The organism is Variovorax durovernensis (genome assembly GCF_977011995.1).
Window position 1 is genome coordinate 3,784,995 of the sequence record NZ_CDRNCW010000001.1, and the last position, 18,562, is coordinate 3,803,556.

Genomic DNA, 18,562 nt, shown 5'->3' on the forward strand with positions numbered 1-18,562 from the left:
GACAAGACTTCGGCCGCTTGCATCACGGTCATTCGCAACAACGGCTCAGTTGCCCAACTTTTGCGGCTGGTCACGTCGACTTACTGCTGCAGCGCGGCGACGAATTTGTTAACTGCAATCACGTCTTGCGTTGGGCCAGCCCGTTTCGCCACGATGATTCGCGCCCGTGGAAGACCTGGATTAGAGATTGGTAGGAAGACCAGAACGCTGTCGCGGGCTCGCGAGACCGACCACGGCACCACTGCAGCCCCTACCCCCGCTTCCACGAGAGTCAAGATCGTCGGAATCACACTTTCCTGCACGATGCGAGGTCGGCGCTTGATCGCTGCAAACATCGCCTGCAGCATTTGACGGAAGTAGGGCGATACCGTCTGCACGTACCCAACCAGCGAAAGATCGGCAACTTCTTCAAGAGCGATGCTGTCCTTTTGGCCATGTGCGCCATCTTTTCGAACGGCTAGCAACATGGGCTCTTCTAGCGCTTCAACCACCTCAATGTCGGAGTCCATTGGAAGTGGTCTCATCAACGCGACGTCAATCACCCTCTGCCTAAGAGCGGCCTCCATGGCATTGGAGTTCATCTCCCGCAATTCGAGTTCGATCTGCGGATGGGCTCGACGGTAGGCATATAGCTTTTCCGCCAGCGGGGAACAAGCGGCCGTGGGCGCCATACCGATGCACAGGGCACCTGCTTCTCCAAGCGCCGCCCTTTGAACCTCCCTGAGCATCAGGTTCAACTGGTCGACTACTGCACGAGCGCCGTCTTGCATCGCATGGCCCGCGGGAGTCAGGCGAACTGAACGCGTCGTGCGTTCGAACAGTTGGGCGCCCACGAGATTCTCCAACCGTTGGATGAGTTGGCTGAATGGCGGCTGGCTCATATACATCCGCGCCGCGGCACGGCCAAAGTGCAATTCTTCGGCCGCAGCAATGAAGGCCACCAACAGCTTCGGGTCAAGGCCGATTATGTCGCTCATCGTCTTAATAGTGGCATGAATAAGTCATAGACCGTTCATAACACAGAGTCTACGATCTGTCACATCTTTTCAAAATTCAGAGTCAAATCAATGTTGCAGGCTGAAGCGAGTGGATATGACAGTCCAGTGATTGCATCGAAACCCAATGCGGCTTTTCAGAGCCTTGCGCGAGCTCATGCGGCGGAGCCCGCCTTGTTGGCGTGGTCGCATCTCGCGGACGCAGCAGCGTTGGAGTCGGCCGCGGACGGCCCCTTGCGGGGGTGGGCGCTTGGCGTCAAGGACAACATCAATGTGGCCGGCATGCCGACTCGATGCGGCTCGGCAGCGTCGAGTCGGGGTGTATACATGTTCGACGCGTCAGTGGTTGCGCAGTTGCGCGCGGCCGGTGCAGTGCCCATCGGCAAGACGGTGACAACCGAATTCGCTTACGCGACCCCCGGCGCTACGCGCAATCCTTGGCAACCCATGCATACGCCCGGAGGCTCCTCCAGCGGCTCGGCTGCGGCGGTCGCTGCGGGCGTGGTTCCAATCGCCCTCGGCACTCAGACGGGCGGATCGATGATCCGACCGGCGGCCTTCTGCGGTGTCGTCGGCTTCAAGCCAAGCGCGGGACTGGTGTCGCGCGAAGGCATGCACCTCGCCTGCGAGTCCTTGGATGTCATCGGCTGGTACGGGGCCAGCGTGGAGCACGCGCAAGCTGTTGGGAACGTCCTGCTTCCTTCGTCGCGGACGAGGGCCAGAAAACTCGAGGATCTCAGGGTCGCATGGCTCGACGCTAACCCGGGTCATCGCATGCAGCAGGACGCCGCAGCAGCACTGTCCGCCGCTGCTGGCCATTTGGTGGACCATGTTGCGCGGGTGCGGCGTATGACCGAATTCTCAGGGCATGCCGAACTGCTGGAGGCCCATTCGACACTGATGCATTACGAGTTTTCTCGCAGTCTGGAAGCGGTGGTGCGGGCTGATCGCGGCCGTCTCAGCGCTCCCCTTCTCGATGCCGTTTGCCGCGGGCGGGAGGTGGAAGGCGATGCATACGTCGCCGCGCGCCAATTGCAAGTCAAGGCACAGCAATCTTGGGAAGCGCATTTCGAAGAGGCTGACCTCGTGCTGACATCCAGCGTGCTTGGCACAGCCCCGGAGGGGCTGCGGCATACCGGCGACTCCGCGTTCAACAAGGGTTGGTCGGTACTCGGCTGGCCGTGCGTTCATCTGCCAACCACCCTTGCCACCAATGGTCTTCCTCTGGGTGTGCTGTTGGTCGCGAGGCCATGTTGCGACCTGGACCTGCTCGAATGGGCTCGAAAAATCCACGAAATCATCGACCAGCGCAGTTGCGAAGTTCCCCCTGTCTTCCACCAACCGAAAGTCAAACCATGAAGAAATCCCTCCGGCAAGCCCTCAGTCTGGCGTTCTGTGCGTCGCTGGCGGCATTGGGCGCATCGCCGACGCTCGCCGCTTATCCAGACCGGCCGGTTACCGTGACCGTTCCCACCGCGCCTGGCGGAACGGTCGACATCGTCGCGCGAATCGTCGCCGAGCAGGTCTCCAAAGCGCTGGGACAGCCGTTCGTCATCAGCAACCGCGCAGGCGCTGGGGGGGTCGTTGGCACGCAATTCATGGCACGCGAACTGCCGGACGGGTACAGCTTGATGGTTACTGCCAACAGCAACCAACTCATCGTGCCTTGGGTCTATAAAAACGTTAAGTTCGATCCCATCAAGGACTTTGTGCCGATTGCTGCGCTTGGGGTCGTACCGAACGTGCTGTGCGTGCATCCATCGTTCCCTGCAAAGGATATGAAGGGCTTCATCGCGGAAGTGAAGGCTAATCCTGGAAAGTATCAGTACGCGTCCGCCGGCAGTGGCACGCTCAATCATCTTCTTGGTGAAATGCTCAACGAGCAGGGCGGCTTGAAACTGCAGCACGTTCCTTATAAGGGCGTTGCACCAGCCATGACTGATGTCATGGGCAATCAGCTCCCGATTCTGTTCGCCAGTCTGCCTTCTGCGCTCGAGGCAGTGAAGGGAGGCAAGCTCCGTGCGCTGGGCGTCAGCAGTTCGCAACGCTCGCCACTGCTGCCAGACGTACCAGCTATTGCGGATCAAATTCCCGGCTTTAGCGGCGACCTATGGGTTGCGCTCTATGCGCCTAAAGGTACGTCGCAGGAGATTGTCGGAAAGCTCTACGAAGCTGTGAAGGTCACCTTGGCTTCACCGGAGGTAAAGCAGCGGTTCGAGAAGTTGGGCGTGACCGTGATGCACGACGGTCCTGCAGAGCTTGACAAGCGTCAACAAGTGGAGTTCCAGCGATGGAAGCAGATCGTTCAGGTTTCGGGAGCCACAGCAGACTAACCCGTCGGCGAAGATCGTAGAAACTGTCTCGGTTCGGACGAGGCTTGCCTCGCTGCGGGCTGGTGCGCGGGCCAACTGCGCGGCTGCAGAACCGCGAGAACTGTGCGAGCAAATTGCGGACTTGACGGGGCGGGATAACGCGATCTCCGCCTCAGGGCGAGGCTGTGCAGAAACGGGCGAAAGTTCCGTGCCTACGAGGTGCTGAGGCCAACGGCTTCATCCATCCTGCACCGACGGGTCTGAGATCGACTCCGAGGCTCGGGTTACGCCTCATCAAGGCGCTAACGAAGCCCGACGAGGCTTGAGTCTACGCCGACCGCATTGCCTACATTGTTCCCGCAATGCGCAAGATGCACATCACCCGCTCAAGGTTGTAGCAAGCAGGTGAAGTCTCATCTCCGTCCCGTCGTGAGCCCCATCTCACCGTGACAACCTACTTCCGCTCAACGGCGAGGCTTCAATGATCGAATTACGACATTTGCGTCATTTCATAGCCGTTGCCGAAGAATTGAGTTTTCGCCGCGCCGCCGAGCGCATTCACATCGATCAAACTCCCCTATCGCGCACCATCAGAGATTTGGAGGATCAGCTTGGTGTATCGCTGTTCGTCCGCATGCCGCGCAAGCTGCGCCTCACACCCGCCGGCATGCGCCTACTCAAGGAAGCCCACAAGCTTTTCATCCGGCTGGAACGTACCCGGCGCGTCGTACGTGCAACCGATGCGCGCTACCGCGCGCCCCTACGCATTGGTATCGCAGACGGCATAGCCCAACCTAAGCTGTCGGAGTGCTTCGCGGGCTGGAAAGCGTTGGCACCAGAGACGCCACTCGAGTTGTCGGAAATGAGCGCCGATGAACTGGCCACCGCGTTGCGGCGCGAAGAGATCGATGCCGGCGTATCTTTTGGTTTGCCGGAGGACGAGGCCATTGCCCAGGAGCCGGCTTGGAACTACCCGCTGGTGGCGATGCTGCCCTTTGGGCACGAGCTCGCGTCCTTGGAGAATGTGGCGCTGGCCGACCTTCTGGCTTTCCCTTTGATTTCATGCAGGGCTGACCGGCAGCCGGGCCTGGTGCAGCAGATGCGGGACATCGTGCGGCGCCATCGGACGGAACTCACGATCACCAGCGAAGCGAGCAGCCTGGCCGGCTACGTCACACGCATCGCCGCCGGCATGGGTGTCGGCTTGGCAGATGCCGGTCATGTCGCCACACTGCACCGCACCGACGTGGTCGCGGTACCGCTCCAAGAGGACGAGCGCATCATCACCTGGGTGCTTCACAAGCACCAGCGCTTCGGCCTTTCTGAGGAGCTGCAGCGCTTCCTGACCCACGCCAAGACGCTGCACTGATCGTTACAAGGCCGGCCGTATCGCAGCGATGCGTCGCGCCATCGGCCTTGGACAAGCTGCTCATCTCTTGCAATGCTGCAGGCTCGGCGGCCTTTAGGCCGCGTTGATCGGGCCAGCCACTTGCGTTTCCACGTATCCGCCAGCGTACGCCGTGCCACGCCCTGTTGGGTGTGCGTCGCGGCAATCCGATTCCAGACTCAAGCACTTGTGCCGCTGCGGCACATGCGTGCTGGAACCAGGACGCAAAAAAAGACGGAACCAAGACGTGAAAGGGGTGGACGATGCCCACAGGCATCCTTTTCGGACAAATCTTCGTTGTGCTGGGTGTGGCCTTCGGCGGCGTGTGGTCGGCAACACAGTGGACGGCTCATGCGCTGGGCCATCAGCCGCGGCTCGGAGCTGCATGGTTCGATATGTCCGGCGTGCCCGTTTACGAGCCCTGGAAGCTCTTCGAGTGGTGGTACTTCTACGATGCCTACGCACCCGATGTTTTCCTTCGCGGCGGCACCATCGCGGCATCGAGCGGCCTGCTCGCCACCGGCGCGGCCATCGGCATGGCGGTCTGGCGTTCACGTCTGGCCAAGCGAGTCACGACTTACGGGTCGGCCCGCTGGGCCGATGCAGATGAGATCCAGCAGGCTGGCCTGATCGGCGCCACGGGCGTATTCCTCGGCAAGCTGAGCGGAAGGGTTCTCGCATACCTGCGCCACGACGGCCCCGAGCACGTGATGGTCTTCGCCCCCACGCGCTCAGGCAAGGGTGTCGGTCTCGTCATCCCCACGCTGCTGTCCTGGACCGGATCCGCCGTGATCCACGACATCAAGGGCGAGAACTGGAACCTTACTGCGGGCTGGCGCACGCGCTTCAGCCACTGCTTGCTGTTCAATCCCACGGACGCGAAGTCGGCGGCGTACAACCCCTTGCTCGAAGTACGACGCGGCATGCACGAAGTGCGCGACGTGCAGAACATCGCAGACATCCTGGTCGACCCCGAGGGCGCGCTGGAACGCCGCAATCACTGGGAGAAGACCAGCCATGCACTACTCGTCGGTGCGATCCTGCACGTGCTCTACGCGAGCGAGGACAAGACGCTACGTGGCGTTGCCAACTTCCTGTCCGACCCGGCATGCCCGTTCGAGGTGACGCTGCATCGGATGATGACCACGAAGCATCTGGGTAGAGATGGGGAAGACGGGGTGCATCCCGTCGTCGCTTCGGCCGCCCGCGAAGTGCTCAACAAGAGCGACAACGAGCGGTCTGGGGTCCTGTCCACCGCCATGAGCTTCCTGGGCCTGTACCGGGACCCCACGGTGGCCGAGGTCACCTCGCGCTGCGACTGGCGCATCGCTGACCTGATCTCCGCGGAGCATCCCGTCTCGCTTTACTTGGTCTGACCTTGCCCCTGTTTCGTGTAGCTCTTAACCCACGATTCACGCGGCCTTTTTACGCTGTGCCTCGTACCAGCGCTGCTCGTACTGCATCGGGCTGAGGTAGTCCAGCGATGAATGCAGCCTGCGGTGATTGTAGAAGGCCATCCAGTCCATCACCGCCTGCCTGGCCTGCTCACGGGTAGCGAATTTGTGCCCATGCACGCTGGCTGTTTTCAGCCGGCCCCAGAAGCTCTCGGTCGGTGCGTTATCCCAGCAGTTGCCTTTGCGGCTCATCGATGAACGCATGCCCCAGCCCTTCAAGGCATCTTGGAACTCATGGCTGCAATACTGGCTGCCCCGGTCGCTGTGGAATATCACCCCAGGAGGCGGCCTGCGGCGCCACCACGCCATGGCCAGCGCGTCCTTGACCAGGCTGGCCTGCATGTGCGGCTGCAGGCTCCAACCCACCACCTGACGGTTGAACAGGTCGATGACCGCAGCCAGGTAAAGCCAGCCCTCGTCGGTTTGGATGTAGGTGATATCGCCACTCCAGAGCTGGTTGGGCGCCTCGGGGTTGAAGCGCCGCTGTACCAAGTCGGGCGCCACCGGCAGGCTGTGGCGGCTATCGGTGGTCACCACGAACTTGCGTTTGGTCTTGGCCCTGATGCCGTGCTGCTGCATGAGTTTGCGCACCCGGTCTTTGCCCACTCGGATGCCCCGGGCCAGCAGTTCCTTGTGCATGCGTGGCCAACCGTATTCCCCCTTCACCTCGGCGTGGATGGCGCGCATGTACGCCAGCAGGGCTTCGTCGCTGTGACGCCTGGCAGGTCTACCGTGGCCAGAATCACGCCGGCGCAGCCAGTTGAAGTACCCGCTGGCGCTGACCTCCAGCACCCCGCAGGACACATTCACCGGGTACAGCTTTCTCATTTGGTGAATCCAGGCGTACCTCGCAGCGTGTCCTGCGCGAAGTACGCCGCGGCTTTTTTTGCGATGTCGCGCTCCATGCGAAGGCGAGCATTCTCTGCACGCAACCGGGCTATCTCCATCTGCTCGGGCGAGACTTGGATGCTCTTGTCACCACCGCCCGCACCGTCCAATTCTCCCTTGGCTGACAGCCGCACCCAGTTGCCCAGGCTCGCTTTGGGGATGCCCAGTACCTTGGCCACCACCGCAATCGCCTGACCCGAGCGGACCTGCCGAACAGCCTCCTGCTTGAACTCTCGCGTGTACTGCGCACGCACCTGCTTGTCACTCATCTCTGAACTCCTTGTCGGTATTTTCAACAAGGGTTAAGAACTCCACTTTTCAGGGGCAACCTCAGTCGTGCCGCCGTCGGACATCAGCCGCACCAAGCCGCTGATCCGTCTGATCCTCAACCAGATCGGCCGGCGATTGACGGAGTCGCTCGACGGCTCGGACGGTATCGCGCGCAAGCACAAGCTGCTTTTGATGCTTGACGAGTTCCCGGCACTGGGACGGCTCGACTTCTTCGAGAGCGCCCTCGCCTTCATGGCCGGCTACGGCCTGCGTGCCTTTCTGATCGCGCAGTCCCTGAACCAGATCGACAAGGCCTACGGCCAGAACCATTCGATCCTGGACAACTGCCATGTGCGCATCGCGTTCGCGACGAACGATGAGCGTACGGCCAAGCGCATCTCGGAAGCACTGGGCACCGGCACCGAGTTGCGAGCGCAGCGCAACTACGCGGGCCACCGGCTTGCACCATGGCTCGGCCACCTCATGGTATCGAGGCAGGAGACCGCCCGGCCGCTGCTCACGCCGGGCGAAGTGATGCAGCTTCCGCCAGATGATTCGGTGGTGATGGTCTCGGGCCACCCGCCGATCAAGGCGAAGAAGCTTCGTTACTACCAGGATCGGAACTTCATTGCGCGCGTGCTTCCGCCGCCAGTGCTGGCATCAGGTGTCTATGTGGACCGACCTGCAGCGCGCTCTGACGATTGGAGCGGGTTGGCACCGCTCGCAGTGAGCGAATCCTCTTTCAGTGGCGAAGAAGGTGGCTTTGCCGACGAGGGAGGTCACCAGCTCAAGCCCGAACTCGAAGTGGCCCCCGACACGCCGATCCTTCCGGCGGACGATGGCCTGTTGGTGCTCGACGATGAGGACGACATGCCACTGCGTCCGCAGGACGTGGACCGGCAACTCACGCGCAGCGCACGTTTTGCCGCCATGGACCCGGACGACGGGATCGCCCTATGACCCGCACACGCCTGAACATCTTCATCGAGCCGGCGCATGCCAAGCGCCTGGACCAGGTCTCCGCGCACAAAGGGGTTTCGAAGTCCGCCGTGATCGCGGCGGCACTGGCGTCGTTCCTTTCGCCGGACGGCGAGGACCAGCGCGAAGCGGCTCTGGCCAAACGCCTGGACCGCCTCTCGCGGCAGTTCGACCGTCTGGAACGCGACCAGGGCGTGCTGATCGAGACCGTCGCCCTGTACCTGCGCCACTACCTGACCGTGGCGCTGCCGGTGCCCGAGCACCAGCAAGAGGCCATGCGCGCCCAGGGCCGCGCCCGCTATGCGCAGTTCATCGAACAACTGGCCCGCCACATCCAGCGCGGCCGCAGCCTGGTTCGCGAGATTCATCAAGAGATCGAGCCGGTTGCACCGGCACAGCAAACAGGTGAAGGCCACCAACCGCCCTCCTCCGATGGCGCGATTCATGGAGACGACCCAGCCATGTCCAGTGAAGGAGAAAAACCATGAGGCGCATCAGCGACGCGCAGGGCGGGGCCACGGGCGACGGCGGCGAATCCGCCGGCCGCCGAATCCGCATGCTGCGCACGGCCATGGGGCCGGAGATCGCGGCGGCGCTCGACGACCCGGAGATCGTTGAAGTGCTGCTGAACCCCGATGGATCGCTGTGGGTGGACCGTCTTGGCAGTGGCCGCGCGCCGACCGGCACCGCGCTCCCTGCACCGGTGGCCGAACGGATCATCCGGCTCGTGGCTGCGCACGTTCGCACGGAGGTGCATGCGGGCGCGCCGATCCTATCTGCCGAGCTGCCAGAGACGGGCGAGCGATTCTTGGGTGTGCTGCCGCCCGTTGTTCGGGCTCCGTCGTTCGCTATTCGCAAGCGGGCTCGGCGGATCATGAATCTCGCACGCTACGTGGAAGACGGCGTGATGACGGCCGATCAGGCGGCATTCCTGCGCTCAGCGGTGCACGACCGGCTGAACATCGTCGTCGCGGGCGGGACCAGTACAGGCAAGACAACGCTCGCGAATGCGCTGCTAGACGAAATCGCCGAGACGCGCGATCGCGTGCTGATCCTCGAGGACACGGTGGAGCTGCAGTGCCGCAGTGACGACCACGTCGGCATGCGTACAGAGCCCGGCGTGAGCACCATGGCGGACCTGGTGCGCGCGACCCTGCGGCTTCGGCCGGACCGCATCGTCGTCGGCGAAGTGCGCGGCGCCGAAGCGCTGGACCTGCTCAAGGCCTGGGGCACCGGGCATCCGGGTGGCATCGCCACCGTACACGCCGGCTCCGCCGCTGGCGCGCTCACGCGGCTCGAACAGCTCGTGCAGGAGGTGAGCGTCACCGTCCCGCGCGCCCTCATCGCCGAGACGGTCAACGTGATCGTCTTCATCGCCGGCCGCGGCCGCGCGCGCCGCGTGCGTGAGATCGCGCGCGTGATCGGACTCGACAGTCATGGCTACCAGCTCGACACCTCGCTTGGGCCGGGCTTTCCTTCGATTTCCCCCAACCCGTCATCCACAGGAGAACCAACATGACGAATCTGCGTACTTCCGTAAAGCCGCTTCTGTTCGCTGCCACTGCTGCGGCGGTGTTGCTCACCGTTGCGCTGCCCGCGCACGCGGCCGGCTCCAGCATGCCCTGGGAGGCACCACTGCAATCCATCCTCGATTCAATCCAGGGACCGGTGGCGCGCATCGTCGCGGTGATCGTCATCATCGCCACCGGGCTGGCGCTGGCGTTCGGCGACACCTCTGGAGGCTTCCGCAAGCTGATCCAGATTGTTTTCGGTCTGTCAATCGCGTTCGCGGCTTCCTCGTTCTTCCTGACCTTCTTCAGCTTCACGGGCGGAGCGGTGTTGGCATGAATGCCACTGCACAGATGCATGGCTCGGCGCCGGGCTTCGAGGTGCCGCTGCACCGATCGCTGACCGAACCGATCCTGATGGGGGGCGCGCCGCGTACCGTGGCGATCGCCAACGGCACGCTGGCCGCAGCGGTCGGGCTGGGGCTGCAGCTTTGGTTGCCCGGTATCGCACTATGGCTCGTCGGGCACTCACTCGCTGTCTGGGGCGCCCGCATGGACCCGCAGTTCATGCAGGTGTTCGCGCGGCACATCAAACACCGGCAACTGCTGGACGTGTGAGGACATCACGATGATGAACCTCACCGAATACCGCAAGCGTCCGGCGCTGCTGGCCGACTGGCTTCCCTGGGCAGGGCTTGTCGCTCCCGGAGTCGTGCTCAACAAGGACGGCTCGTTCCAGCGCACGTCGCGTTTCCGCGGGCCAGACCTGGACAGCGCGACACAGGGCGAGCTGGTCGCCACGTCAGCGCGCCTCAACAACGCACTGCGCCGGCTCGGCTCGGGCTGGGCGCTGTTCGTCGAGGCCGAGCGGCGCGAAGCTGCCGACTACCCGGAGTGCTCGTTTCCCGAACCGCTCTCCTGGCTCATCGACGAAGAGCGGCGCGCCGCCTTCGAGGAAGACGCCAGCCACTTCGAGAGTAGCTACCACCTCTCGCTGCTGTATCTGCCGCCGGAGGAATCGCGTGCGCGTGCGGGCCGGCTGCTCTACGAGAACCAGAAAACCGAAGGCGTAGATTGGCGTGAACGGCTGGGAACCTTCGTGTCCGAGACCGAACGTTTCTTCGGCCTGCTCGAAGGCGTGATGCCGGAGATCCGCTGGCTCGACGACAGCCAGACATTGACCTACCTGCATGCGTGCATTTCGACGCGCCGACACACCGTCGCAGTGCCCGAGGTGCCGATGCACCTCGACACGCTGCTGGCGGATGAGCCGCTCACGGGCGGACTGGCGCCGATGCTGGGCGGTTCGCACCTTCGGGTGTTGACCGTGCGCGGCTTCCCGACCTCGACCTGGCCCGGTCTGCTCGACGATTTGAACCGCTTCGGCTTTGCCTACCGCTGGAGCACGCGGTTCATCTGCCTGGACAAGGCCGAATCGGAGAAGGAACTGAGCCGCCTGCACCGGCAATGGTTCGTGAAACGCAAGAACATCGTCGCACTGCTGCGCGAAACGATCTTCCAGCAGGAATCGCCGCTTGTGGATAGCGATGCATCGAACAAGGCGTCGGACGCGGATGCAGCCTTGCAGGAGCTGGGCAGCGACCAGGTAGCGTTCGGCTACGTCACTGCGACGGTGACTGTGCTCGATGCCGATGCAACCGCAGCCGATGAGAAGTTGCGGCAGGTGGAGCGTGCGATCCAGGGACGTGGCTTCGTGACGATCCCGGAGACCCTGAATGCGGTCGATGCCTGGCTGTCGTCGATCCCCGGCCATGCCTATGCGAACGTGCGCCAACCCATCGTCTCGACGCTGAACCTGGCACACATGATGCCGGTCTCGGCCGTCTGGGCTGGGCCTGAGCGCAATGCACATCTCGATGGCCCTCCACTCATCGTCACCCGTACCGATGGCGCGACACCATTCCGGCTGGTCACGCACATAGGCGATGTGGGCCACACGCTGGTGGTCGGGCCGACCGGCATGGGCAAGTCGGTGCTGCTCGCCACATTGGCGATGCAGTTCCGGCGCTACGCAGGTTCCCAGTTGCTCGTCTTCGACATGGGGCGCTCGATGCGCGCCACCGTGCTCGGTCTTGGCGGCGAACACTACGACCTTGGTGCGGACGGAGCCATTGCGTTCCAGCCCTTGGCTCGCATCGACCAGAACGCCTACCGGACCTGGGCAGCCGAGTGGATCGAAGGACGCTTGGTTCAGGAAGGCGTCGCTGTCGGGCCGGCCGAGAAGGACGCCGTGTGGTCTGCGCTCAACAGCCTGGGGAGCGCGCCGGTCGAACAGCGCACCATGACCGGCCTGTCGGTGCTGCTGCAGTCCAACGCGCTGCGCCAGGCGCTGCAGCCCTACGTGCTGGATGGTGCGCACGGCACGCTGCTCGACGCGGACTCGGACCGGCTCGGCACGGGTTCGATCCAGTGCTTCGAGATGGAAGAACTGATGCAGAGCAAGGCCGCGGTGCTCGCCGTTCTGGGTTATCTGTTCGCGCGCTTCGATGAACGCTTCGACGGGGCGCCGACCTTGTTGATCCTCGACGAAGCGTGGCTGTTCCTCGACGACCCTGTGTTCGCATCGCGGATCCGCCAGTGGCTCAAGACGCTGCGCAAGAAGAACGTCTCAGTGGTCTTCGCCACGCAGTCGCTGGCCGACATCCAGAACTCGTCGATCGCGCCGGCCATCGTGGAGAGTTGCGCGAGCCGCATCTTCCTGCCGAACTCACAAGCCACCGAGCCTCAGATCCGCTCGATCTACGAGGGCTTCGGCCTGAACACACGGCAGATCGAAATCGTCGCGACCTCGCAGCCGAAGCGGGACTACTACTACCAGTCGCGGCTCGGCAACCGGGTCTTCGACCTTGGCCTGGGGCCGGCGGCGCTGGCTTTCGCCGGGGCCTCCTCGCCGGAAGACCAGCGCGCCATCGATGCGGTGCTTGCCGAGGGCGATGCCGGTGCATTCGCCGCCACCTGGTTGCGCCATCGCGGCCTCGGGTGGGCGGCCGATCTCATCCCCTCGTTTCCACCCTTTTCGTCCACAGCTCAGGAGAACACCCCATGAAGAAGACCTTGCTTGCCGTCGCCACAGCGGCCTTGATGAGCGCGCTGCCCGCTGCGCATGCGCAGTGGGTCGTGATCGACCCCACGAACCTCGCGCAGAACCTTATGACGGCTGCCAACACGCTGGAGCAGATCAACAACCAGATCAAGCAATTGCAGAACCAGGCGCAGTCGCTGATGAACCAGGCGAAAAACCTGACCGGTCTGGACTTCAGCGCCCTGAACGAACTGCGCGCCGCGCTGTCGGCGACGAATCGATTGATCCAGCAGGCACAGGGCCTGGCCTTCAATGTGCAGCAGATGGAGACGCAGTTCCAGCAGCTGTATCCTGAATCGTTCAGTGCCACGGTCTCCAGTGGTCAGATGGTGCTCGATGCGCGCAAGCGCTGGACGAACACGCTCGACGCGCTTCGCACCGCGGCCAAGGTGCAGTCTCAGGCGGTGCAGAACTTCGCCTCGGACGAATCGACGCTGACGGATCTGGTGAACCGCAGCCAGTCGGCCGTCGGTGCCCTGCAGGCCACGCAGGCGACCAATCAGCTGCTGGCCTTGCAGGCCCGGCAGTCAATCCAAGCGCAGCAGCTTCAGATCACGCAGGACCGGGCGGCGGCGCTGGAACAGGCACGGCAAGTTGCCGTCCAGGAGCGTGCGCGCGAGGTGCGCCGCCGCTTCATGGGTGCGGGCACGCCATACACGCCTGCCCCAGTGAATTTCTACAGCGAGTAAGGGGCGAGCCATGAACAAGCTCTTCATCCTTGCAGCGGTGGCTTCAACCTTGCTGATGGCGGCCTGCGGCAAGCCGGCATCCATCGAATCCGTCGAATCGCTCGTGGCGAACCCTGAACGGCTGAAGGAACTGCGCGCGCAGTGCAAGGCTGACCATGCCAAGGTCGGCGATGCGCAGTGCAACGCGGTGGCCGAGGCCACGCGTCGGCGCTTCTTCGGGAGCGGTGGCCCGACGTACACGCCGCCCGCTTCATCGCCAGCATCGCCGGCGCCGAAGGAATAGCCGTGCAGGACGTGGCGGTCATCGACCGGTTCCTCGACGTCTTCTCACGCTACATTGACTCGGGCTTCGGGCTGCTGCGCGGTGAGGTGGCCTTCCTTACGGCCACGCTGATCGCGATCGACATGACGCTTGCAGGCTTGTTCTGGGCCATGAGCCATGCTTCCGGCCAAGGCGATGACGTGATCGCCAAGCTCATCAAGAAGGTGCTGTACGTCGGAGCCTTCGCCTACATCATCGGCAACTTCAACAGTCTGGCGGGCATTCTGTTCCGATCGTTCGCTGGCCTGGGCCTGACGGCTTCGGGTTCGGGCATGAGCCAGGCGCAACTGCTGCAGCCGGGCCAGCTCGCCAAGGTTGGCATTGACGCCGGCCGGCCGATCATGGAGCAGATCAGCACCATGACCGGATTCCCGGAAGTGTTCGCGAACCTCGACACCATCGCAGTGCTGTTCCTCGCGTGGCTCGTACTGATCGTGGCGTTCTTCGTGCTGGCGGTGCAGCTCTTCGTCACGCTGATCGAGTTCAAGCTGACCACGCTCGCGGGCTTCGTGCTGGTGCCGTTCGCGCTGTGGAACAAAACCTCGTTCCTGGCCGAAAAGGTTCTGGGCAACGTGGTGTCTTCGGGGATCAAGATGCTGGTGCTCGCGGTGATCGTGGGCATCGGCTCCGGGCTTTTCGCGGAGTTCACGGTACCACCCGGTGCGGACCCGAACATCGACCATGCCCTGGTGATCATGCTGGCGTCGCTTGCGATGCTCGGTCTGGGGATCTTCGGGCCGGGGATCGCGACGGGGCTGGTATCTGGTGCGCCGCAGCTGGGCGCAGGTGCGGCGGCGGGCACCGCGATGGGTGCAGCAGGGCTGGCCGTGGCTGGAGGTGCGGCCGTGGCTGGCGCCGGTTCCGCGGTCGCGGCCGGTGCGCGTATGGCCCCTGGTGCGACGCGCGCGGCCATCGGCAGCGGCGCGACGGCCGCGCGCTCGGCCAGCGCGATGGGCAGCGGTGCGAAGTCGGCCTACCAGGCGGGCGCTGCTGCATCGGGCGGTAGCGGCGTGCGTGCTGCCGGTGCCGGGCTCGCCAACGTCGCCAAGGCCGGGGCGAATGCAGCCGGCCAGCGCGTCGCTTCCGGCGCCAAGGCCGTCAAGGACCGCGCGGCGAACTTCGTGGGCGATGCGACCGCGTCGGCATCGCCTTCTGCATTCGCCTCTGGCTCAGCTGCCGAAGGTAGTGCATCAGCCCCTTCGGCCTCCGAGCCCGCGTGGGCGCAGCGCATGCGCCGCAAGCAGCAGGTCACGCAGGCAGCCACCACTGCAGCCCACGTGCTGCGCTCAGGCGACCACGCAGGCGGCGGGACTGGTCCCAGCCTGCGCGACAGCTCCAACCCTTGATCGACTATTCAGGAGAACCCATGCGTTTCAAACGACCCCAGGTGCGGTACTCGGACACGCCCGAGCCCGTCACCCCCTATCAAGCCGCCGCGCAGGTCTGGGACCAGCGCATCGGCGACAGCCGCGTGCAGGCGAAGAACTGGCGCTTGATGGCCTTCGGCAGTCTGTCGCTGGCGCTGTTGATGGCCGGTGGCCTGGTTTGGCGCTCGGCGCAGTCCATCGTCACGCCCTATGTCATCGAGGTGGACAACGCCGGCCAAGTGCGGGCCGTCGGCGAAGCCGCCGCACCGTACAAGCCGGCCGATGCGCAAATCGCATTCCACTTGGCGCGCTTTATCGGCGACGTGCGGTCGCTGTCAATCGACCCGATCGTGGTCCGCCGCAACTGGCTCGAAGCCTACGACTACACGACGGACCGCGGTGCCGCGACGCTGAACGATTACGCGCGAACGAACGATCCGTTCTCTCGCATCGGGCAGAGCTCGGTGGCCGTGGAAGTGACCAGCGTGGTCCGAGCCAGCGACACCTCGTTCCAGGTGCGCTGGATAGAGCGCAGCTACACGAATGGGTCGCCTTCGGGCACCGAGCGGTGGACGGCGGTGCTGTCCGTCGTGCTGCAGCCGCCGCGCACCGAAGAGCGGCTGCGCAAGAACCCATTAGGCATCTACGTCAATGGCCTGTCCTGGAGCCGTGAACTCGAAGCAACGCAAGGAGCAAAACCGTGAAGCCACAATTCCGTAGAACCACATCGCCGCTGATCCTGCTGGCCACGCTGGCGTCTGTCGCAGGCTGCGCCACGCAGGGCAAGCCGCCGCCGGTGATCTCGCTCGACGAGCCCGTGGCCGTCGCTGCAAAGGTCTTGCCTGAGCCTGCGAAGCCCATCGAAGTGGTGGCTGTTCCGGAGCCCTTGCCGTTGCCCGAGCAGATGAAGGCGCTGCCGACCGAGACGGAATTGAAGCCGGCGCAAGAGCCGGCCGACGACAAGGTGCGTGTCTCCCGAGCGAATGAGGAAGCCCGCATCGCGCCGACGCGCGAGGGGTACGTGAATGCGATCCAGGTCTGGCCCTACGCGGACGGAGCGCTGTATCAGGTGTATACCAGCCCGGGTCGTGTCACAGTGATCGCGCTGCAGGAGGGTGAGGAATTGGTGACGGTCTCCGCCGGCGACACGGTGCGATGGATCGTGGGCGACACGGCCAGTGGCGCTGGCACGACCCTGCGCGTCAACATCCTGGTGAAGCCAACGCGGATCGGCTTGAAGACAAATCTCGTCGTCACCACGAACCGGCGCACCTACCTGCTGGAGCTGTCCTCGACGCCGCAAGCCTGGATGGCGTCGGTGTCATGGGACTATCCGAAGGATCGGATGCTCGCGCTGCAGAAGCAGGCGCGCGAAGCCCAGGCGGCCACGCCGGTGGACTCGGGCCTGTCGCTGGAGCAGATCAAGTTCCGCTATTCGATCTCGGGCGACGGGCCCTCGTGGAAGCCGCTACGTGCGTTCGACGACGGGCAGCGGGTCTACATTCAGTTCCCGGGCGGTATTGCGCAGGGCGAGCTGCCGCCCCTGTTCGTGATTGGGCCGCAGGGGGATGGGCAGCTCGTGAATTACCGCTTCCGGTCGCCTTACTATGTCGTCGATCGGCTCTTCGGCGCTGCCGAACTACGGCTGGGTGGGTTCAAGGGCGGCAAGGCCGAGGTCGTACGGATCGAGCGCACAGATGGCGCTCAACGCGGGAGCGGATCGTGAGCGAGGCCGGCGCAGCATCCATCAAGGCCGATCCTGAAACGCTGGCGCTGCGCGCGCAGCCGCGCCCTGTCGTTCGCCTGAATCGCCGCGTGCTGGCAGTAGGAGCCGGCACGCTCGCCGCGGCGGTCCTGGGCGGCACGCTCTGGTCGTTGCAGTCGCAGCAGCGCTCCCGTGCTCCTGCGAATGAGTTGTTCAACGTTGATCGCATTGCGAAGTCGGAGAGCCTGGACAGGCTGCCCAAGGACTATGCGGCATTTCCGCCGGTGCCGAAGGCTGCGCCGCCCGTGCTGGGCGAACCGTTGCCCGGCGATCTCGGGCCGGCGATCGTGAAATCGCAGCAGCCGATGGAACAGCGGATGGCGCCGCCTGGTACCGATCCAGCGCAGCTGGCCGCCGAAGAAGCGGCGCGGTCGTCGGTGTTTTTCCGGGGGGCCGGAAGCGGGGCCGGTGGCGCCAGGCCGGTGGTTGCCGCTCCACCTACGACTTCAGCAGCCAATCCGAATGCAGGCATGGCCGCTCCGACCCAGAATCCGTTCAATGCAACGGCCGGCGGCACGCTGCCCGCGGTGCCGACCGATCCGACTGCAGCGCAGAACCGGCAGGATTCGAAAGAGGCCTTTTTGACGAAAGCGGGAGACGACGCCACGCGCAATCCAGGAAGTCTGCAGCTGCCCGCATCGCCGTACCAGGTAATGGCGGGCACCGTGATTTCTGCAGCGCTGGTGACGGGCATCAATTCGGATCTGCCGGGACAGGTGATCGCCAACGTGACGGAGGCGGTCTACGACACCGCCACGGGGCGGCATCTGTTGGTCCCGCAGGGCTCACGGCTGATTGGGCGCTACGACAGCCAGATTTCGTTTGGCCAACGGCGCGTGCTGCTGGTGTGGACGCGGCTGATCCTGCCAGACACGTCGTCAGTGGCGCTGGACCGTTTGCCGGGCATCGATCCAGCGGGCTATGCCGGGCTCGAGGATGGGATCGACTGGCACTGGGACCGCATCCTGGCCGGCGCGGCCCTGTCGACGCTACTGGGCGTGGGGGCAGAGCTGGCAGCGCCGGAGGGTCGTACTGACCACAACGGCGACCGAACGGTGATCGCCATTCGGGAGGGCACGCAGGACTCGATCAACCAGGTCGGGCAGGAGATTACGAAGCGCAACGCGAGCATCCAGCCCACGCTGACCATCCGTCCGGGGTTTCCGATGCGGGTGATGGTGAGCAAGGACTTGGTGCTGCGGCCGTATCAGCCGCTGTTTTTTCAGCGGGGATCGTCGCAATGAGCGCAGCCAAGCTCCGCCTTGGACCATTGCCAAAGGCAACGACGGTGAAGCTTGCCGTGACCATGCCTGCCGACCTGAAGGACAAGCTCGACCGCTATGCGGCTCAGCATTCGCAGGCCTACGGCGAGCCGGTTGACGCAGCTTCTCTCATTCCGCACATGCTGGAAGCCTTCATGGCACGCGATCGCGCTTTCAGCAGAGGCGCTGGCAAGCGACCGCCGCCCCAAACTACGACCGGGCACGCTGCAGCAGGTTCTTGATAGATGTCGACTCCTGCACG

At 64.1% G+C, this 18,562-nt stretch carries 17 protein-coding genes and 2 pseudogenes; 17 read left to right on the forward strand and 2 right to left on the reverse strand.

Going from position 1 to position 18,562, the window contains the following annotated elements; all coding sequences use genetic code 11:
- Positions 1 to 80 precede the first annotated feature (80 nt).
- Entirely contained in the window at positions 81 to 977 is an 897-nt protein-coding gene (locus tag ACWV14_RS17970) for a LysR family transcriptional regulator (protein ID WP_454902908.1), read from the reverse strand.
- A gap of 126 nt (positions 978 to 1,103) precedes the next feature.
- On the opposite strand from ACWV14_RS17970, the gene ACWV14_RS17975 reads away from it, so the two are divergent.
- The 4 genes and pseudogenes from ACWV14_RS17975 to traG form a co-directional block, all read left to right on the forward strand.
- Positions 1,104 to 2,354: an amidase gene (locus ACWV14_RS17975; RefSeq protein WP_454902909.1), complete on the forward strand. Its 1,251-nt coding sequence runs from the start codon at positions 1,104 to 1,106 to the stop codon at positions 2,352 to 2,354.
- On the forward strand, positions 2,351 to 3,328 hold the full coding sequence (locus ACWV14_RS17980; RefSeq protein WP_454902910.1) for a Bug family tripartite tricarboxylate transporter substrate binding protein: 978 nt from the start codon (positions 2,351 to 2,353) through the stop codon (positions 3,326 to 3,328). The genes ACWV14_RS17975 and ACWV14_RS17980 overlap by 4 nt, the downstream gene beginning before the upstream one ends.
- 460 nt (positions 3,329 to 3,788) lie before the next feature.
- Positions 3,789 to 4,676 carry a LysR family transcriptional regulator gene (locus ACWV14_RS17985; protein ID WP_454902911.1) on the forward strand — a complete coding sequence of 296 codons (888 nt, stop codon included), beginning with the start codon at positions 3,789 to 3,791 and terminating at the stop codon, positions 4,674 to 4,676.
- A 281-nt stretch (positions 4,677 to 4,957) separates the two neighbouring features.
- Positions 4,958 to 6,067 (forward strand): annotated as a pseudogene (gene traG, locus ACWV14_RS17990) (IncP-type conjugal transfer protein TraG); the annotation flags it as partial.
- Between the two features lie 39 nt (positions 6,068 to 6,106).
- Here the strand turns inward: traG and ACWV14_RS17995 are convergent.
- A protein-coding gene (locus ACWV14_RS17995) for an IS3 family transposase (protein WP_454902123.1) occupies positions 6,107 to 7,305 on the reverse strand; the annotation gives its coding sequence in 2 pieces (ribosomal slippage) (positions 6,107 to 7,038 and positions 7,038 to 7,305; 1,200 coding nt in all).
- Between the two features lie 64 nt (positions 7,306 to 7,369).
- On the opposite strand from ACWV14_RS17995, the pseudogene ACWV14_RS18000 reads away from it, so the two are divergent.
- The 13 genes and pseudogenes from ACWV14_RS18000 to ACWV14_RS18060 all read left to right on the forward strand — a co-directional run.
- Positions 7,370 to 8,266 (forward strand): annotated as a pseudogene (locus ACWV14_RS18000) (type IV secretory system conjugative DNA transfer family protein); the annotation flags it as partial.
- Positions 8,263 to 8,772 carry a CopG family transcriptional regulator gene (locus ACWV14_RS18005; RefSeq protein ID WP_454902913.1) on the forward strand — a complete coding sequence of 170 codons (510 nt, stop codon included), beginning with the start codon at positions 8,263 to 8,265 and terminating at the stop codon, positions 8,770 to 8,772. The pseudogene ACWV14_RS18000 and the gene ACWV14_RS18005, both read left to right, overlap by 4 nt.
- Positions 8,769 to 9,803, forward strand: a complete 1,035-nt coding sequence (gene trbB, locus ACWV14_RS18010; RefSeq protein ID WP_454902914.1) for a P-type conjugative transfer ATPase TrbB — start codon at positions 8,769 to 8,771, stop codon at positions 9,801 to 9,803. Before ACWV14_RS18005 ends, trbB begins: the two co-directional genes overlap by 4 nt.
- Positions 9,800 to 10,132 carry a TrbC/VirB2 family protein gene (locus ACWV14_RS18015; protein ID WP_319426046.1) on the forward strand — a complete coding sequence of 111 codons (333 nt, stop codon included), beginning with the start codon at positions 9,800 to 9,802 and terminating at the stop codon, positions 10,130 to 10,132. Before trbB ends, ACWV14_RS18015 begins: the two co-directional genes overlap by 4 nt.
- Positions 10,133 to 10,146: 14 nt before the next feature.
- Complete coding sequence (locus ACWV14_RS18020; protein ID WP_454906008.1) at positions 10,147 to 10,410, forward strand: VirB3 family type IV secretion system protein; 264 nt, start codon at positions 10,147 to 10,149, stop codon at positions 10,408 to 10,410.
- Positions 10,411 to 10,420: 10 nt separating this feature from the next.
- Positions 10,421 to 12,859: a conjugal transfer protein TrbE gene (gene trbE, locus ACWV14_RS18025; RefSeq protein ID WP_454902915.1), complete on the forward strand. Its 2,439-nt coding sequence runs from the start codon at positions 10,421 to 10,423 to the stop codon at positions 12,857 to 12,859.
- The gene (trbJ, locus tag ACWV14_RS18030) at positions 12,856 to 13,584 is read left to right on the forward strand and encodes a P-type conjugative transfer protein TrbJ (protein ID WP_454902916.1); all 729 of its coding nucleotides are present in this window, start codon (positions 12,856 to 12,858) and stop codon (positions 13,582 to 13,584) included. Before trbE ends, trbJ begins: the two co-directional genes overlap by 4 nt.
- A 10-nt stretch (positions 13,585 to 13,594) precedes the next feature.
- A complete protein-coding gene (locus ACWV14_RS18035; protein ID WP_454902917.1) occupies positions 13,595 to 13,867 on the forward strand; it encodes an EexN family lipoprotein in 273 nt (90 codons plus the stop codon).
- A gap of 2 nt (positions 13,868 to 13,869) precedes the next feature.
- A complete protein-coding gene (trbL, locus tag ACWV14_RS18040) occupies positions 13,870 to 15,252 on the forward strand; it encodes a P-type conjugative transfer protein TrbL (protein WP_454902918.1) in 1,383 nt (460 codons plus the stop codon).
- A gap of 20 nt (positions 15,253 to 15,272) precedes the next feature.
- Entirely contained in the window at positions 15,273 to 15,977 is a 705-nt protein-coding gene (trbF, locus tag ACWV14_RS18045; protein ID WP_454902919.1) for a conjugal transfer protein TrbF, read from the forward strand.
- Positions 15,974 to 16,999 (forward strand): P-type conjugative transfer protein TrbG, encoded by a 1,026-nt coding sequence (trbG, locus tag ACWV14_RS18050; protein WP_454902920.1) that lies wholly within the window; start codon positions 15,974 to 15,976, stop codon positions 16,997 to 16,999. Before trbF ends, trbG begins: the two co-directional genes overlap by 4 nt.
- Positions 16,996 to 18,282 carry a TrbI/VirB10 family protein gene (locus tag ACWV14_RS18055; protein ID WP_454902921.1) on the forward strand — a complete coding sequence of 429 codons (1,287 nt, stop codon included), beginning with the start codon at positions 16,996 to 16,998 and terminating at the stop codon, positions 18,280 to 18,282. Before trbG ends, ACWV14_RS18055 begins: the two co-directional genes overlap by 4 nt.
- Positions 18,279 to 18,542, forward strand: a complete 264-nt coding sequence (locus ACWV14_RS18060) for a DUF2274 domain-containing protein (protein ID WP_454902922.1) — start codon at positions 18,279 to 18,281, stop codon at positions 18,540 to 18,542. Before ACWV14_RS18055 ends, ACWV14_RS18060 begins: the two co-directional genes overlap by 4 nt.
- Positions 18,543 to 18,562 lie beyond the last annotated feature (20 nt).

Coding starts and splice junctions, on each gene's coding strand:
- trbB (WP_454902914.1), top strand. CDS start 8,769: ATGAGGCGCATCAGCGACGCGCAGGGCGGGGCCACGGGCGACGGCGGC.
- ACWV14_RS18035 (WP_454902917.1), top strand. CDS start 13,595: ATGAACAAGCTCTTCATCCTTGCAGCGGTGGCTTCAACCTTGCTGATG.
- ACWV14_RS17970 (WP_454902908.1), bottom strand. CDS start 977: ATGAGCGACATAATCGGCCTTGACCCGAAGCTGTTGGTGGCCTTCATT.
- ACWV14_RS17980 (WP_454902910.1), top strand. CDS start 2,351: ATGAAGAAATCCCTCCGGCAAGCCCTCAGTCTGGCGTTCTGTGCGTCG.
- trbF (WP_454902919.1), top strand. CDS start 15,273: ATGCGTTTCAAACGACCCCAGGTGCGGTACTCGGACACGCCCGAGCCC.
- ACWV14_RS18015 (WP_319426046.1), top strand. CDS start 9,800: ATGACGAATCTGCGTACTTCCGTAAAGCCGCTTCTGTTCGCTGCCACT.
- ACWV14_RS18060 (WP_454902922.1), top strand. CDS start 18,279: ATGAGCGCAGCCAAGCTCCGCCTTGGACCATTGCCAAAGGCAACGACG.
- ACWV14_RS18020 (WP_454906008.1), top strand. CDS start 10,147: ATGCATGGCTCGGCGCCGGGCTTCGAGGTGCCGCTGCACCGATCGCTG.
- ACWV14_RS18005 (WP_454902913.1), top strand. CDS start 8,263: ATGACCCGCACACGCCTGAACATCTTCATCGAGCCGGCGCATGCCAAG.
- ACWV14_RS17985 (WP_454902911.1), top strand. CDS start 3,789: ATGATCGAATTACGACATTTGCGTCATTTCATAGCCGTTGCCGAAGAA.
- trbJ (WP_454902916.1), top strand. CDS start 12,856: ATGAAGAAGACCTTGCTTGCCGTCGCCACAGCGGCCTTGATGAGCGCG.
- trbE (WP_454902915.1), top strand. CDS start 10,421: ATGATGAACCTCACCGAATACCGCAAGCGTCCGGCGCTGCTGGCCGAC.